17 protein-coding genes are annotated in these 14,480 nt (G+C 67.7%); 7 read left to right on the top strand and 10 right to left on the bottom strand.

The features are described 5' to 3' along the window. Positions 1–11: 11 nt before the first annotated feature. On the bottom strand, positions 12–401 hold the full coding sequence (locus HPT29_RS19605; protein ID WP_173948886.1) for a hypothetical protein: 390 nt from the start codon (positions 399–401) through the stop codon (positions 12–14). A 303-nt stretch (positions 402–704) separates the two neighbouring features. Beyond that, complete coding sequence (locus HPT29_RS19600) at positions 705–995, bottom strand: hypothetical protein (protein ID WP_173948887.1); 291 nt, start codon at positions 993–995, stop codon at positions 705–707. 376 nt (positions 996–1,371) lie between these two features. Here HPT29_RS19600 and HPT29_RS19595 point away from each other — a divergent pair, with 376 nt between their 5' ends. Further along, on the top strand, positions 1,372–1,545 hold the full coding sequence (locus HPT29_RS19595; RefSeq protein WP_173948888.1) for a hypothetical protein: 174 nt from the start codon (positions 1,372–1,374) through the stop codon (positions 1,543–1,545). Between the two features lie 83 nt (positions 1,546–1,628). Here HPT29_RS19595 and HPT29_RS19590 read toward each other — a convergent pair whose 3' ends face one another. Both HPT29_RS19590 and HPT29_RS19585 read right to left on the bottom strand, forming a co-directional pair. After that, positions 1,629–2,849, bottom strand: a complete 1,221-nt coding sequence (locus tag HPT29_RS19590) for an MFS transporter (protein WP_173948889.1) — start codon at positions 2,847–2,849, stop codon at positions 1,629–1,631. Between the two features lie 8 nt (positions 2,850–2,857). Beyond that, complete coding sequence (locus tag HPT29_RS19585; protein ID WP_173948890.1) at positions 2,858–4,177, bottom strand: tetratricopeptide repeat protein; 1,320 nt, start codon at positions 4,175–4,177, stop codon at positions 2,858–2,860. Between the two features lie 132 nt (positions 4,178–4,309). Between HPT29_RS19585 and HPT29_RS19580 the strand changes: the two genes are divergently transcribed. Beyond that, the gene (locus HPT29_RS19580; RefSeq protein ID WP_173948891.1) at positions 4,310–5,101 is read left to right on the top strand and encodes an AraC family transcriptional regulator; all 792 of its coding nucleotides are present in this window, start codon (positions 4,310–4,312) and stop codon (positions 5,099–5,101) included. 164 nt (positions 5,102–5,265) lie between these two features. Continuing rightward, positions 5,266–6,759 carry a tetratricopeptide repeat protein gene (locus tag HPT29_RS19575; protein ID WP_173948892.1) on the top strand — a complete coding sequence of 498 codons (1,494 nt, stop codon included), beginning with the start codon at positions 5,266–5,268 and terminating at the stop codon, positions 6,757–6,759. A gap of 66 nt (positions 6,760–6,825) precedes the next feature. Here HPT29_RS19575 and HPT29_RS19570 read toward each other — a convergent pair whose 3' ends face one another. Then, positions 6,826–7,674, bottom strand: a complete 849-nt coding sequence (locus HPT29_RS19570) for a type 1 glutamine amidotransferase (protein ID WP_259060198.1) — start codon at positions 7,672–7,674, stop codon at positions 6,826–6,828. A gap of 145 nt (positions 7,675–7,819) precedes the next feature. Then, positions 7,820–8,011: a hypothetical protein gene (locus HPT29_RS19565; protein ID WP_173948893.1), complete on the bottom strand. Its 192-nt coding sequence runs from the start codon at positions 8,009–8,011 to the stop codon at positions 7,820–7,822. Positions 8,012–8,210: 199 nt separating this feature from the next. On the opposite strand from HPT29_RS19565, the gene HPT29_RS19560 reads away from it, so the two are divergent. Then, the gene (locus HPT29_RS19560) at positions 8,211–9,638 is read left to right on the top strand and encodes a pyridoxal phosphate-dependent decarboxylase family protein (RefSeq protein WP_173948894.1); all 1,428 of its coding nucleotides are present in this window, start codon (positions 8,211–8,213) and stop codon (positions 9,636–9,638) included. A gap of 71 nt (positions 9,639–9,709) precedes the next feature. Here the strand turns inward: HPT29_RS19560 and HPT29_RS19555 are convergent, their stop codons facing one another. The 4 genes from HPT29_RS19555 to HPT29_RS19540 form a co-directional block, all read right to left on the bottom strand. Beyond that, positions 9,710–10,183, bottom strand: coding sequence for a VOC family protein (locus HPT29_RS19555; RefSeq protein ID WP_173948895.1), 474 nt, complete (start codon positions 10,181–10,183; stop codon positions 9,710–9,712). A gap of 94 nt (positions 10,184–10,277) precedes the next feature. Beyond that, positions 10,278–11,327, bottom strand: coding sequence for a hypothetical protein (locus HPT29_RS19550; protein WP_259060195.1), 1,050 nt, complete (start codon positions 11,325–11,327; stop codon positions 10,278–10,280). Next, on the bottom strand, positions 11,302–12,675 hold the full coding sequence (locus HPT29_RS19545; protein ID WP_173948896.1) for an MBOAT family O-acyltransferase: 1,374 nt from the start codon (positions 12,673–12,675) through the stop codon (positions 11,302–11,304). The genes HPT29_RS19550 and HPT29_RS19545 overlap by 26 nt, the downstream gene beginning before the upstream one ends. Before the next feature lie 274 nt (positions 12,676–12,949). Beyond that, complete coding sequence (locus HPT29_RS19540) at positions 12,950–13,102, bottom strand: hypothetical protein (RefSeq protein WP_173948897.1); 153 nt, start codon at positions 13,100–13,102, stop codon at positions 12,950–12,952. 532 nt (positions 13,103–13,634) lie between these two features. Here HPT29_RS19540 and HPT29_RS19535 point away from each other — a divergent pair. The 3 genes from HPT29_RS19535 to HPT29_RS19525 all read left to right on the top strand — a co-directional run bounded on the left by HPT29_RS19535 (position 13,635) and on the right by HPT29_RS19525 (position 14,408). Continuing rightward, positions 13,635–13,841: a cold-shock protein gene (locus HPT29_RS19535; RefSeq protein ID WP_036364707.1), complete on the top strand. Its 207-nt coding sequence runs from the start codon at positions 13,635–13,637 to the stop codon at positions 13,839–13,841. Between the two features lie 121 nt (positions 13,842–13,962). Further along, positions 13,963–14,160, top strand: coding sequence for a hypothetical protein (locus tag HPT29_RS19530; RefSeq protein WP_173946230.1), 198 nt, complete (start codon positions 13,963–13,965; stop codon positions 14,158–14,160). A 53-nt stretch (positions 14,161–14,213) separates the two neighbouring features. Beyond that, on the top strand, positions 14,214–14,408 hold the full coding sequence (locus HPT29_RS19525) for a hypothetical protein (protein WP_173946229.1): 195 nt from the start codon (positions 14,214–14,216) through the stop codon (positions 14,406–14,408). Positions 14,409–14,480: the final 72 nt, after the last annotated feature.

Genomic DNA, 14,480 nt, shown 5'->3' with positions numbered 1-14,480 from the left:
GCCGGCGGGACTTACCCGAACGGGAAGAGATGGTCGACGTCGACGGCGGTGTTGACGGCCGTCTGGTTGATCAGGTTGGTGGAGATCTGGAAGTTGAAGTCCGGCGAGTGATCGTAGCTGCCGGAATCCACGAGCGCGTCGGGGTCATTGATGGCCGCCGCCTGGGCCGATGCCGCATCGCCGCCCAACGCCGTGTTGACCGCCGTCTGGTTGACGACGTTCGTGTCGAGCTGGACGTTGATCTCCGGGCCGCCGGAAGACCAGTCCCAGCTGTCCCCAGTATCGAAGATGGTATCGGGATCATGGATGGTGGCGAGTTGAGCGGACGACGCATCGGCGCCAACGCCCGTATTGGCCGCCGTCTGGTTGATGTCGTTCAGGGAAATTTGAAAATTCGGCATGAAATGTCCTTTTCAAGTCGGTGTTGCGCTCAGTACCGCCCGAGATGCCCTCTCAGTTGGCGATCGTTGAAGATTGAACGGCTTTCGGCACAAGGGCTGTGAACCGCATCACAGGCGGACGTCGCGGGCCGAGAGGCCGGGGGAGGCGATCCCGATCCCGGCCTTGCTGCTTTATCCTGCCGTGACAGCTGCGTCGGTGAACGTCGAGCGCGAGATGCGAAAAGGCCCTCCCAGGGAGCTGAGAGGGCCGGGGGGTGGAGCGCCGGGCCTTGGTGGCGATGGCGCCCCGAACGGAGAGAGTTCTTAGAAGAGGGGCAGGCCGTGGCTGGTGTCGACCATCGTGTCGCTGTCGACGATGCCGGCCACCTGGGCCGAGGTCGCGCTGCCGCCGTAGGCGGTGTTCGTCGCCATCTGGTCGATGTCGTTGTAGGAGAGCTGTTCGTTGTAGCCGCCGCCGAACCAGTCGGTGCTGCCGTCGAGAAGCTTGTCGGCATCCGTGATGTTGGCCACCTGGGCCGAGGTCGCATTGCCGCCGAGGGCCGTGTTGAAGGCGTCCTGGAAGATGTCGTTTTCAGAGAACTGGAAGTTTTCCATGGTAGGTTCCTCTTCGTGTTAACCGTTGCTCTCAAGACCGCCTGAGATGCTCTCTCCGTTGGCGATGATGAGACTTTGAACCATCGTCGAGGGCTGCGCTGTGAAGCGCTTCACACCGGCGAATTTTCTGCAAATTCGTTTGATCGTCGGGAGACGACGTTCAAAATTCCGGCGGCCTTCGCGTCGAGAAACGCAGCCGGATTGCGGCTAGGCCGGAGGAACCAGCTCCTCTCGTTCGAGTTCAGACCCTGAAGCATCGACCGGGACGCAGACACGCTTCCGGGTCAATTCCAGATTTCGTTTCTGATGACGGCGCATCGTTCGGCGCGGACCTAATGTTCCGCGCGATGCGCGAGCCTCAGGCCAGGAGAGCACGATGGGCATTCGCAATTGGACGGCATTGGCAGCGGTTGCCCTTGCCGTCGTGGTGATTTTCTTCGCCTTGCGCGAGACGCATTCCGATCCGGAGAACGCCCCGGGACGGGCCGCGAGCCAGGAAACGATCAAGCCGATCCCGTCAAACCCGGATACCGTCGCCCCGCGCCCCTGACGGCCGAAGTCCAGCACATGCCGCCGCGCCCGCCAGAGCGGATCGGGCCGTGAGGGGCCTGCGGGACGGTTGTCTGATCCGGGCTAGGTTGTTTTCACGCCCCGAACCGGCCCCGTGACCACGAGGGCCGCGACCGCCACGGCCAGAGGGGCGAATGAGACCCACAGGACCGTGTCCCATCCGTAGGCTGTCAGCAGCCCTCCGGATGAGAAGGAGCCGACGGCCATCGTGCCGAAGACCAGGAAGTCGTTGAGCGATTGGACCCGCGTGCGCTCCTCTGGGCGGTGACATTCCAGCACGAGCGCCGACGCGCCCACGAAGCCGAAGTTCCAGCCCACGCCCAGCAGGATCAGGGTCAGCCAGAAATGCGCGACGTCCACCCCGGTCAGCCCGATGGCCGCGGAGGCGGCCGTCAGGGCCAATCCCGAGGCCACCACGCGGGGCGCACCGAAGCGGGTGATCAGCCGGCCGGTGAAGAAGCCCGGGCCGTACATCGCGATGATGTGCCATTGCAGGCCGAGATTGGACGATTCCTGCGACAGACCGCACAGGCGCATCGCCAGGGGGGCGGCCGTCATGATGAAGTTCATGAGCGTGTAGGAGACCACTCCGCAGATCACCGCGGTGATGAAGCGCGGCTGGCGCAGGATCGCGCCGAGCGGACGGCCGCCGGCCATCTCCGCGGCCGTGGGCATGGGGACCCGCACGCCGAGCAGCACGAGGGCGGACAGAGCCGCCACGGCGGCTTGCGCCAGGAACGTCGCCGCGAACAGGTAGGGCTGCCACAGGTCCATGGTGTAGGTGACGAGCTGCGGGCCGATGATCCCGGCAAACACGCCGCCCGCCATGACGGCCGACGGGGCCCGCGGACGCCGCTCCGGCGGGACGCAGTCGGCGGCCGCGAAACGGAACGACAGGACCACGGCCGCGTAGGCGCCGCCGAAGAACGTGCCGAGGCAGAGCAGCCAGAACGAGCCGAGCACGATGGCCAGGGCGGCGAGCAGCCCGGTGAGCACGCCGCATCCCGTCCCGGCCAGGAACGCCGCGCGGCGCCCATGGCGGCGGGCGAGGGCGCCGGCCGGCAGGGTGCAGGCTGCCATTCCCACCACGAAGATGGAGATCGGCAGCGTGGCGAGAGCCCGGCTGGGCGCGAGCATGTTGCCGAGAATGGCCCCGGTGGCGTACACGACCGCCGAGTTGGCGCCTGCGAGCGCCTGCGCAATTGCGAGTCTCAGGACGTCGGTGTTTCCGGACCGGGCCATGGGCGCGGGCCCGGCTGCGATATCGGCATCGGCGCGTGACATGGCAGTTCTCAGGCGGCGAGCAGGCCGTGCCAGCGCATGTCGCGCGACGACGGGCGGCGATGGAGGCGACTGTCGAGTAATTCACCGGCCTTCGCGGCCTCGCCGCTGCGCATCAAGGCCAGCAGCAGCATGTCCTCCATCATCTCGCGCTGAGCGCCGCTGCCGCCGATGCGCACGACCTCGGCCGCGACCGGCTGCAGGATACGCGCGCAAGCCGCGTAGTCCTCCTCCGCAAAGGCCAGGGCCGCGCGGCAGATCGCCGGCACCACAGGGCCGGCGGCCAGGGCGCCCGCATCGATCAGCGCCATCTGAGCCTTCACGCGCTCCTCGACTGCGGCCTTGTCACCGGTCGCCGCCGCGATGAGCGCCATGTGGACGTCCGCGAAGGCGAAGCCGGCCGTCTGGAAGTAGCCTGTCGAATAGGTGGCCGCGTCCTGCCACAGCCCAGCCGGCACCGTGTGACCGTAGGCTTTCAGCCGCCACAGGAACGAGGCCGTGTCGCTGACCACGTTGACCGGCATGCCGGCCGTCACCGACGGCTGGATGTGTTCCGCGTAGATCGCCAAAGCCTGCTCCGGATCGCCGCGCTCGAGCGCGCCCAGCGCCGAGTGCCACGCGATGTGGCCGTGCAGGATTCCGCAGCGGTCGTAGCCGGGCAGCCAGTCGGCGATCATCCGCTCCGCCTCATCGTGCGCACCGCCCTCGTACATGGCATGCGAGAGTGCATGCGCCGCATTGGCATTGTTTCCGCGCAAATCGTAGCCGCGCTGCGTCAGCGTCCGACCGTGCGCAACGTTGCCGTTCTCCGCATGAGACCAGCCCCGGTAGGTGAGAAACCACCAGTCGTCGGCGTCGAAATGCCGGGCGTGGCGCTCGCAGAGATCGACGCGCGCCTGGTCGTGGTCCGCCATGCCGGAGAAGGCGAAGAGCCCGAAGGCCCCGAGCGGCAGGGACAGGATCAGCACGTCCCGCGGCCAGATCTCGGCATGGGCGAGCGCCCGCTCCAGCGCCTGGGCCGATTGCCCGTTGATCGCCAGCGAGAGGACAGCCACGTGGCTGCGCTCGCGCTCGGTCCCGCGCCGCGCGACGATCTCCTTCGCCGTAGCGATCCGCGCCTTGGCCTTCGTAACCTCACTACGGATGACGTGCAGGCGGGCGCGGGCCGCGTGGGCGAGAGCGAAGTCTGGATCGGCTGCGATCGCCTCCTCCAGGACCTCGGCCGCGTCGGGCCAAGCCGAGAGGAGCAGGTCGACACCTTCCCGGTAGCGTTCCGCCGCAGGGTCGGACGTGGTCGACAGGGGAAGGCCACGGCTGTCGAAACGGGTCATGGCTGGATCCTCATCTGGGAGCGGACAGGAGCATCGGTGCTCGTTGAGAGGTCTTATACGGCATACCGTCCTGGCCGTATTTTGACAGTCGGCCAAATGATGTAGAACAACTGCCAAATGGGGGAACGCGACATGGCGTGGGAGACGATCGAAGCGCCACCCGGGGCGGCGGCGCCTCGTCCGATCACCGTGCGGGCTCAGTCGATTCCGGCCCGCCATTCCTTTCCGGAACACGAGCACCGCTGGAACCAGATGGTCTATGCGATCTCGGGGGTGCTGACGGTGGCGGCGGAGGGACACTCGTTCGTGATCTCGCCGGAGCAGGCCGTCTGGCTGCCGACCGGACTGCGGCACCGGACCGGATCCCTGCTCGGAGCCGAGTTCCGCAGTCTCTGGATCGCCGACGAGGCCGGTCGTGGCCTGCCGGCGCGCCCGACCGTGTTCGGCGTCACGCCGCTGCTCAAGGCGCTCATCGTCGAAGCCACCGCCATCGAAGGGGAGGAGGATCGGGACGGCTATGCCGGCCGGGTGACCGACCTGATCCTGGACCAGCTCCGGCGCGCGCAGCCCTTGCCCGGCGCGCTCCCGTGGCCCCGCGGGGGATCGCCCCTCACGGGCCTGTGCGAAGCGCTCTACGCGGATCCGGCCGACGCGCGTGGTCCGGAGGCATGGGGCCGGGAACTCGGGATGTCGGTACGCACGCTCGCCCGCCGCTTCGAGGCGGAGATCGGCATGAGCCTGCGCTCCTGGCGGCGGCGCCTGCGCCTGTTCAAGGCCATCGAGCTCATGGGCGGGGGCCTCGACGTGACCTGCACCGCCCTCGAACTCGGCTATGGCTCCACCTCGGCCTTCGTCTATGCGTTCCGGACCGAGATGGGGTGCAGCCCTCAGGCCTACATGCGGGGACGCGGGACCGATCGGTGACGCCGATTGTCACGGATCGGAGGCACGTGTCCGGGCGAAGCTCCCGCCAGGTTGATGGGGTTCGGCGCCATGCCGCGTCGGCCTGCAAGGTCCAGCAAAGCCAGAGCGGCTAATTCTTGATCCCACGACCTGCCTCCGGCGCAAATGATTTTTGGATCCATTTCATGACGACCATTCAGCTTCCCGACGTCACCGTCACGATGACGCTCGTGGCAACCCTGCAGGCGAGCCTGCCGCATTTCGGCCGTATGATCGATCAGTGCGGCCATCCGGCCCCGGCACTGCGACAGCTCGGCCTCGTTCACTGGGAGAACGGACGGTTCGACGCGGCCGCCCAATGCTTTGCCGCCGCACTCTCCCTGGCGCCCCAGAACCCCGACCTCTGGCGCGATCTGGCGAGCGTCACCAGCGCCGCGGACCGCGACGACGAGGCGCTGACGGCGATCAGGACATCCCTCGACCTCGATCCGCTGAACGCGCAGTCCTGGCAGACCCTCGCCGGCGTGGCCGACAGGCTGGACGACGTCGAGACGGCCGAGGACGCCTACCGGCGTACCATCGCGCTCAAGCCGGAGGCCGCCGCGGCTCATCTCGGACTCGGCCTGCTGCTGTTCAGGAAGAAGCGTTACGACGACGCCCTGACGGCTGTGCGCGCGTCCATCGCGCACGATCCGGTGAACGGGCTCGCCCATTACGCCCTCGGGCACCTCTCCTTCATCGTGTCCGATTTCGCCGGCTGCGCGCGCGCATTCGACGAGGCTGCCCGGCTGACGCTGCCGCTCGATCCGCCGACCCGGCAGAAGCGCGCCCGCGCGCTGACGTTCCAGGCCATGATCGAAGGCAGCGTCCAGGACGCCCTGCGCGATTATGCCGAGATTGCGGGTGAGGACCGCGAGGATCTCGAGATCATCGCGCGCGACGCGTTCTCGGTTCTCAGCGCCGCCGGTCATCTCGAAACCGCCGCGGAGATCGGCCGGTTGCGACTTGCCGAGAAGCCGAACGATCCGGTCAGGCGCTATCTGCTCGACGCCGTGCTCGGTCGAGCCATGACGGCTGCTCCCATGGAGTATATCGAAACCTATTTCGATCAGTTCGCGCCCCAGTTCGACAGCAAATTGCTCGAGACGCTGCAATACGAAGCCCCGTGCCGGATGGCGCAGCTCGTGGCCGGGCACCGGACCGGGTTCAGGACCATGCTCGACCTGGGCTGCGGCACCGGCCTGGCCGCCGCGGAACTGCAGCCCCTCGGGACGAGCCTGGTCGGGGTCGATCTCTCCGCCGGCATGCTGGCGGAGGCTGCCCGGCGCGGCGGCTATGCCGAACTCGTCAAGGCGGAGGCCGTGGCCTATCTCAAGGCGTCGCAGAACCGCTTCGATCTCGTGTTCGCGGCGGATTCGCTGATCTATTTCGGTGATCTCGGACCGCTCCTGCGCGCGGCCGCCGGCGCCCTGGTGCCGGGCGGGTTGTTCGTCCTGAGCATCGAGCTCGCAGCCGGGGAGGGCTTCACGCTGCAGCCCTCCGGCCGCTTCGCCCATTCGCTCGAACACATCCGGTCGACGGCCACGGACTTCGTCGTCCTGGAGACCGTGGAGAGCCGCATCCGTCTCGAGGCGGGGCGCCCGGTGCCCGGCCTTTACGTTCTCCTGGAAAGACGCTGACGCGGCACCGGTGCGCCGCGCGCCTGCGACGGACAGATCTTCGCCGCGCACCGGAACCCCGGTCGGTTATCGACCCTCGATCACGAAGCGAATGAAATTGCGCAGTTCCGCTAGGCGGTGCTCCACCTGGGTGACCTGCGCGTCGAGCCCGAGCATCCAGGCAAGATCTCGTCGGTCGGGGGCCTGGTGGAGAGCCTCGATCATGGCAGCGTGCTTCTCGAGATCGCCGGAGCTGCCCACATATCCTTCCCTGACCAGGTCGTCGCACTGACGCCGCAGCGCTCCCGCGACCTCGCGCAGGTCGAGTTCGGGATGGTACTGGACACCCCAGAACACGCCCGCTTCATGCCGGATCTCGACGGCCTGAACCTCGGTGACCGTGTTGAGCGCCAGCAGCGTTCCTCCTTCCGGCAGTGTCTCCACCTCGTCCGAGTGGAAGGCCGGAGCGTCGAAGGAGGCCGGCCGGCCGGCAAGGAGCGGATGCCGATGCCCTGCCTCCGTGCGCGTGATGCGGCGCGCGAAGCCCGCCTCCCGGCCTCTGCGACTGGGACGCACCATGCCGCCGGCCGCCACAGTGGCCACCTGCAATCCGGCACAGGATCCGAAGGAGGGGACGCCCGCCTCGAACACGGCCCGCATCAGGTCGACCTCGCGGCGCGTCTCGGGGGTGTCCTGGTAGAGGTGAAGCGGCGAGCCGGTCACGAACACCGCATGATAGGCCTTCAGGCCGGCCCGGTCGGGCAGCGCGGCTCCTTTGTCGGCCGGCTTCACCCGATGGCAAACGGCCTCGGGTGCAAGGAAGCGCAAGGTATCGACATAGGTTTCTCCCGAACTGCGTCCCACGCTCTCGCGGCGGCTTTCCCGGGCTTCGGGCGGCTCGCTTTCGGCAACGAGGAAACGCAACTGATCTGGCAACGGGAGCTTTCCGGAAGGGTCGAAACGATAGGGAGACCGAAACACCCCGAACCGCGATCGGGTTCCAGGCGGCACCTGCGGCATGTCGGACGGCACGGCCGTTCGATGACGAGGCGTGCTCCAATCGCTCCGGGATCCGTTCCCGTCAGGTTTCCTTTCGCCCGAGCTCGCGCTCGGCCCGCCGCAGGGCGAGCAGCAGGTCGATCTGATCGTCCGGGATCGGCTGACCCTCGATCTCCGCGAAGATGGCCTGGAGGTGGGCTGCGATCCGCTTCCGCGCATCGGGGCCAAGCCGCGGACCCGACACCTTGTGATCCGAATTTCTCTCGGTACTCATTGGGCTCCCTGTTGGTACTCCGCCCCTGACGTGATCGGCTGCGAACCAGCCTGAGATTGTCACAAGAGTATTTCCCATCGTGGTTAACAGATCGTTACAGTCGCGCCTCGGTCCGGCGCCGGGACGGGTCGGGCCGTCCCGGTTGTGATCGCCCCGGGGATGCGTCATGCTGGGCGCAAGGTTGCCCGGAGCCCGAGCCATGGATCGGAGACAAGCGGCCGATGCCGGCCTGACGCGCACGCTGTTCGAGACCGTGGCGTCCGCGGCCTCCGACTTCCGCAGCCTCATCGGCCGGCGCCTCCAGCGACCCGAGCAAACCTACTCCGACGCCCTGGCGGCCTTCACGCAACCGACGCCCGAGACCGGCCTGCCGGCCGAGGACGTGATCCGCGATCTCGTCCGGCGAGCCACGCCGGGCCTCCACGCCACGACGGGTCCACGCTTCTTCGGCTGGGTGATCGGGGCCTCGCATCCGGTTGGCGTCGCGGCGGATTGGCTGACCTCGGCCTGGGGGCAGAATGCGGGCAACCACACGGCCTCTCCGGCGGCGGCCGCCGCCGAGACGGTTGCGGCCGGGTGGCTGCTCGAACTGCTGGATCTCCCGCGGGAGGCCTCGGTCGGCTTCGTCACGGGCGCCACCGTGGCGAATTTCGTGTGCCTGGCGGCCGCCCGTGGCGAGGTGCTGCGGCGCGCGGGCTGGGACGTGGAGCGCCAAGGTCTGTTCGGTGCGCCCCCCATTCACGTGCTCATCGGCGACGAGGCCCACGCGACCGTGTTCTCGGCGCTCCAGTTCCTGGGGCTCGGCCACGACCGGGTGGTGCGGATCGGCACGGACGGCCAGGGACGCCTGCGCCCGGACGCCTTCGCCCAGGCTCTCGGCCGGTGCCAGGGGCCCACCATCGCGATCACGCAGGCGGGCCAGATCAACACCGGGGCGTTCGACGACCACGCGGCCATCGTGCCGCGGGCCCGCGCGCAGGGCGCCTGGGTGCATGTGGACGGGGCCTTCGGCCTGTGGGCCCGGGCCTGCCCGTCCCGGGCGGATCTGGGCGCCGGCATCGAGGGCGCCGATTCCTGGGCGACGGACGGGCACAAATGGCTCCAGACCCCCTACGATTGCGGCTATGCCATCGTCCGCGACGCGGACGCCCACCGGCGCGCCATGACCAGTGCGGCGAGCTACCTGCCGGGCATCGGCGAGGGCGAGCGCGACCCGTCCCACTACGTGCCGGAACTGTCCCGCCGGGCCCGCGGCTTCGCCACCTGGACGATGCTCAGCCATCTCGGGCGCGACGGGATCGCCCGCATGGTCGAGGAGCATTGCCGGCTCGCGCAGCGCCTTGCCGGTCGCCTTGCCGCCGAGCCCGGCCTGCGCATCGTCAACGATGTGGCGCTCAACCAGGTGATCGTCCGGTTCGGTCCGGACGAGCCCGTCGCGGACGGCGACGCCCTGACCCTGCGGACGATCCGGCGCATCCAGGAGGACGGGACGCTCTTCGCCGGCGGGTCGCAATGGCGGGGCGCCTGGGTCCTGCGGCTCTCGGTGATCTCGGGTCCGACCACCGACCAGGATATCGACCGCTCCGCCGACGCGATCCTGGCCGCGTGGCGGCACGTGCGCGCCTAGAGCATCGGACGGACCCAGAGGGCCACGTCAGCGAAAAGTGGATCCGGTTTTCCGTCCGATGCTTGAGGGTCTCATCCGCGCCGCGCCGCCTCGATCGCCGCGACGTCGATCTTCTTCATGGTCATCATCGCGTCGAAAGCGCGCTTGGCTTCGGCGCCGCCGGCCGCGAGTGCTTCCATCAGGACGCGCGGAGTGATCTGCCAGGACACGCCCCACCGGTCCTTGCACCAGCCGCATTCGCTCTCCTGGCCGCCATGGCCCACGATGGCGTTCCAGTAGCGATCGGTCTCGGCCTGATCGTCGGTGGCGATCTGGAACGAGAAGGCTTCGGTGTGCTTGAACGCAGGGCCGCCGTTGAGGCCGAGACAGGCCACGCCCGCCACCGTGAACTCGACCGTCAGCACGTCGCCCTCCCGGCCGGTCGGGTAGTCGCCGGGGGCGCGGTGCACGGCCGTTACCCGGCTGTCGGGAAAGGTCTCGGCATAGAAGCGGGCCGCCGCCTCGGCATCCTTGTCGTACCAGAGGCAGATCGTGTTCTTCGCCATGGCGTGCTCCTCGTCTGGACGGAACCGGAGGCTCCGGCTTTTCTCCTGCCTTTCTTCCTACCCTTTTTCCGGCCGGTGCGGCAAACCGCACGCGTCAGCGCACACGCCGGAACGCGTCCGCGATGTCCGCCTCCATGGCCCGGGCGACGGGCTGCCGGTAATGGACCCGGTCGAAGAACCGGGCCGGATCCCGGGTCTCCGGACGGTCGGTCCGCCAGTCGATCAGCGCCGTGCGCGCGTGACCTTTCCGGGCGGACTCCGCGAGGGCCGCCGTGCAGGCCCGCAGGCGGAAGGCCTGCTCGGTGCCCTCCGGGGGCAGCGCGTTGATGTAGAGCGGCGGCACGACCAGGATGAGGACAGCATCGCCCGGGAGCGCGGCCGCGAGGGTTCCGAGCCGCTCGGCTGCCGGGAACGAGCGCGTGCCTTCCGCCGGGTCGCGGTCGTAGCGCTGGGCATTCGCATAGGGCCGCGCCCGCATTTCCTGGCGGTGGGCGGCGGCCGCCTTGTCGCCCTTCTGGGTGTATTCGGCGTCGTAATCCCAGTAGCCGTCCGGGCGCAGCCGCTCGGCGCTCATGCCCAGCAGATGGGACAGTCGCGGAGGCACCTCCTCCAGAACCTCCCAGCGCAGCAGCCCGCGGGCGTAGTCGAGGCGGCTTGCAGCATACAGCCAGAACGGGAAGGGGCGCTCGCTCGGCAGGGCGGGATCGGCCGTGCACCAGCTCTCGTCGATGCTCACCAGCAGGGCCTTCACCGGCGCCCGCCGATGGCCGAGGAACCAGTCGATGAGGGCGAGCTGCTCCCTGGGCCCCGAGCCCGGAACCGACATCTGGACGAAATCCAGCCCCGTGGCGGCCTTCAGCCGCTCCGGCGAGATGAGCTGGATCCGGGAATTCCCCGCGATCATGGCATCGAAGGCCGGGTCGCGCCCGCGGCTGGCGTTGCCCGTCGCCGGGGCCAGCGCGCGCACGCCCGCCTGGGAGAAGAAGGGCGAGCGGCCGGTGTCGTAGGGGTCGATCAGGAAGATCGCCGCCAGGGCGAGGGCCAGGACGGCTGCCGCGCCCGCCACGAGGGTGACGGCGAAGCGCCGCCAGAGCGGGCCGTCGGGCCGGGCGGCCGCGTCAGAACTGGAAATAGATGAATTCATAATTCGCATCGTCGCCGAGCTTGAACAGAACGACCACCAGGAGAACCGCGAAGCCGATCGCGATCGCCCGGCGCGGCGGAATCCGGTGCACGAAGGTCCAGGCTGTGGGGCCGAGCACGGCGACCAGCGCGGCGACCAGGATCGTCCGCCACTTGATCGACGGATCCGCCCCGCCCAGGCCGATCAGGCCCTCGTAGATCCGCAGCGCCGCGTCGAAGCTCGTGGCGCGGAAGAGCACCCAGGTGAGCATCACGAACAGCATCGTCAGGACCCAGCCCGCCGGGCGCGGCAAGGCAAGCCCGGCGCGCCGCCAGAGCACGCCGGCTCCGAGCGCGAGCCCGTGGGCGGCCCCCCAGGCGACGAAGGTCAGCCCGGCGCCGTGCCAGAGGCCGCCCAGGGTCATGGTGGCGAACAGGGCCGCGAGCTGGATCGCCAGGCCCTTCCGGTTGCCGCCCATGGCGATGTAGAGATAGTCGCGCAGGAAGCGCGACAGGGTCATGTGCCAGCGTCGCCAGAAATCCTGCAGCGACACGGACCGGTAGGGCACGTCGAAGTTCTGCGGCAGAACGATGCCGAAGAGCAGCGCGAGGCCGAGCGCCATGTCGGTATAGCCCGAGAAGTCGAAATAGATCTGGAACGTGAAGCCGAGCATCGCCTGCCAGGCCTCGCCCAGCGCGATGGCCTTGCCGGCGGCGGCCGCCTGGAAGATCGGGTTGACGTATTCGGAGAGCGGATCGCCGAGCAGGGTCTTCTTCGCCAGGCCGCAGACCAGCAGCATAAGCCCGCGCGCGATGCGCTCGTCGGCATCGGGCCGCCGGTAGGGCCGCTCCTCGAACTGGTGCATGATCTCGCTCCAGCGCACCAGGGGGCCGGCGAGAACCTGCGGGAAGAACGCAATGTAGAGGCCGTAGCGGACCGGATCGTAAAGGGGCGCTTTGCCCTTCTTCAGATCCGTCAGGTACATGATGTGGTGGAACGTGAAGAACGAGATGCCGAGCGGCAGCGCGATCTCCATGTGAAGCGTCGGCAGCCCCGGCACGAGGGTGGCGAGATCCATGAAGAAGTTGAAGTACTTGAAGACCGCCAGGACGAGCAGGTTGGCGGTGATCGCCAGCGGGATCAGGATCGACAGCCCCGAGCGCACGAAGGCCCTGGCGACGAGCCAGTTGACCACGATGGAGCCGATCAGGAGCGGCACGAACCGCCAGTCCCAATAGCCGTAGAAGAACAGGGACAGCCCGAGCAGCACGGGCAGCCGCCATGCGGGACGAAACCGCTCCACGGCGCCATGGGCCAGCAGCGCGGCCGGCAGGAAGGCGAACAGGAAGATGAACGAGTTGAAGAGCATTCCCGCAACAGCATCGTTGAGCGGCGCGGAATGCTCCGTTCCGCGCCCTGAAAGCGGTTCTTGTGCGGGAAGGCGGCCCCGGCGTCAACGTTTGGGCCGGGGAGGGGGCGGAATAGCGCAGGTCAGTGCCCGGTCGTCATCGGGTTCGTCCCGCTGATCCGGACTTCCTGTGGCGCCGCGCTCTTCCGCATGGGGATGGCCGGGACAGGCCCGGCCATGACGCACAGGGCGGAGCTCCGTCAGTCCCGGGCATCCTCGCTCGTGAGCGACGGCCTTACCCGATCTGCTCGAGGATGATGGCCCGGATCTCTTCGCGGGTGAGAGTGCTTTGCTGGGGCTGCCAGGTGAGGCTGGCCTTGCGGGGAGGCTTCGTCGTCGAGAGCTGAAGGCGGCCTTCGGCGGGTTTGGAATGGGAAAGGGTCTTCATGATGTCCTTGGGCGGCTCCGACATCGCGCCGGGCCGACATTATTGTTCGTTGATGATGTCGAGTGCGGTGCAAAACGACGGATCCGCCGCGTTGTTCCACGCAGCGACCAAACTTCAAAGATGCGGAAAGCGGGCTCGGCGCTCAATCATGAGCTTCAGAGAGCAGGCCGAACATGTCGGTTGGATGAATGGTATATGGGCGATGTTCGGGATCAATGCAAGGTAAAAGCGAGGAGAGGACAGAAAATCGAAAAACAACGGCTGCGCAAGCCATGTCGGCGGACAGCTGAAATCCTCGCAGGTTCAAGTTTTTCGAAGCGCACCGAGAAACAAATCCCGACTCCGCCTTGTATTCGCCGCAAGGAGACCCTAGATAACCGTTATCGACATTTGGCCGGACAATCGGGCCGTTACGCCTTGGCATTCCAGGCGCACGTTCAGACACTCTTCCAAACATCGACGAACCGAGCGCGCTCGTGCGGCTGCACGACGCTGGCTCACGTGCATATCAGCCTTACCAAGGATACCCCCCATGATTACGGGCACCGTGAAGTTCTACAACGACCAGAAGGGCTTCGGCTTCATCCAGCCGGACGACGGCAGCAAGGACGTGTTCGTCCACGCCACCGCGCTTGAGCGCGCCGGCATCCGCGGCCTGCGCGAGGGCCAGAAGGTCTCCTTCGACACCGCCGAGGACCGCCGCTCCGGCAAAGTCGCCGTCAACAACATCCAGGCCTGAGGATGAGGCGGCGCTTCACGCAAGTGCTGCCTGAAGTGCTGCCTGCGGAGCCGCTCCCCATGGGGAGCGGCTTTCTTGTTTCGCCGCGCCGTCATCGGACGGCCGACCCCGTGAGGACGTGATGAACACATTTCGAAAAGCGGCCGCCAAATCGGTGATGTTCGTGGTGGATTACGACGATGCGCGTCGGGCCTATCTCTGGATCGACAATCCGGAAGCGGCCTCCAATCCGCGCGCGGTCGAGACAACGGCGCGAGCCCGGCAGGAGCAGGGGACCCTTCCCGAAGGCACGATCGTCAGCATCAGGCGCGTGCGATAGCCCGCCGCCTGCGGCGGCCCGACCCTTAAGCGTCAAACCCAGGAGAATGATCGATGGTCCATAAATTCAAAGTTCGCCAGATGGTGCAGCTGAAACAGGCCGGGTTCTCCGACACCCGATTGAACGCCAGCAACCTCTATGAGGTCGTGCGGCTCATGCCGGCCGACCAGACCGGGGAGTTCTCCTACCGGATCAGGGCGGGAGCGATCGAGCGCGCCGTCCGGGAAGGCGAGATCCGAAGCGTTTGATCATCGACGAGGCGGATGACGTCGTCCACCGCCCACACGGCATTGCGGACGTGAGGTCCGCCAGATTCGAGA

Source organism: Microvirga terrae (assembly GCF_013307435.2).
In the GTDB taxonomy this organism is placed as follows: domain Bacteria; phylum Pseudomonadota; class Alphaproteobacteria; order Rhizobiales; family Beijerinckiaceae; genus Microvirga; species Microvirga terrae.
Note: the sequence above shows the minus strand (reverse complement) of the source record. Positions and strands in the feature narration are given on the sequence as shown.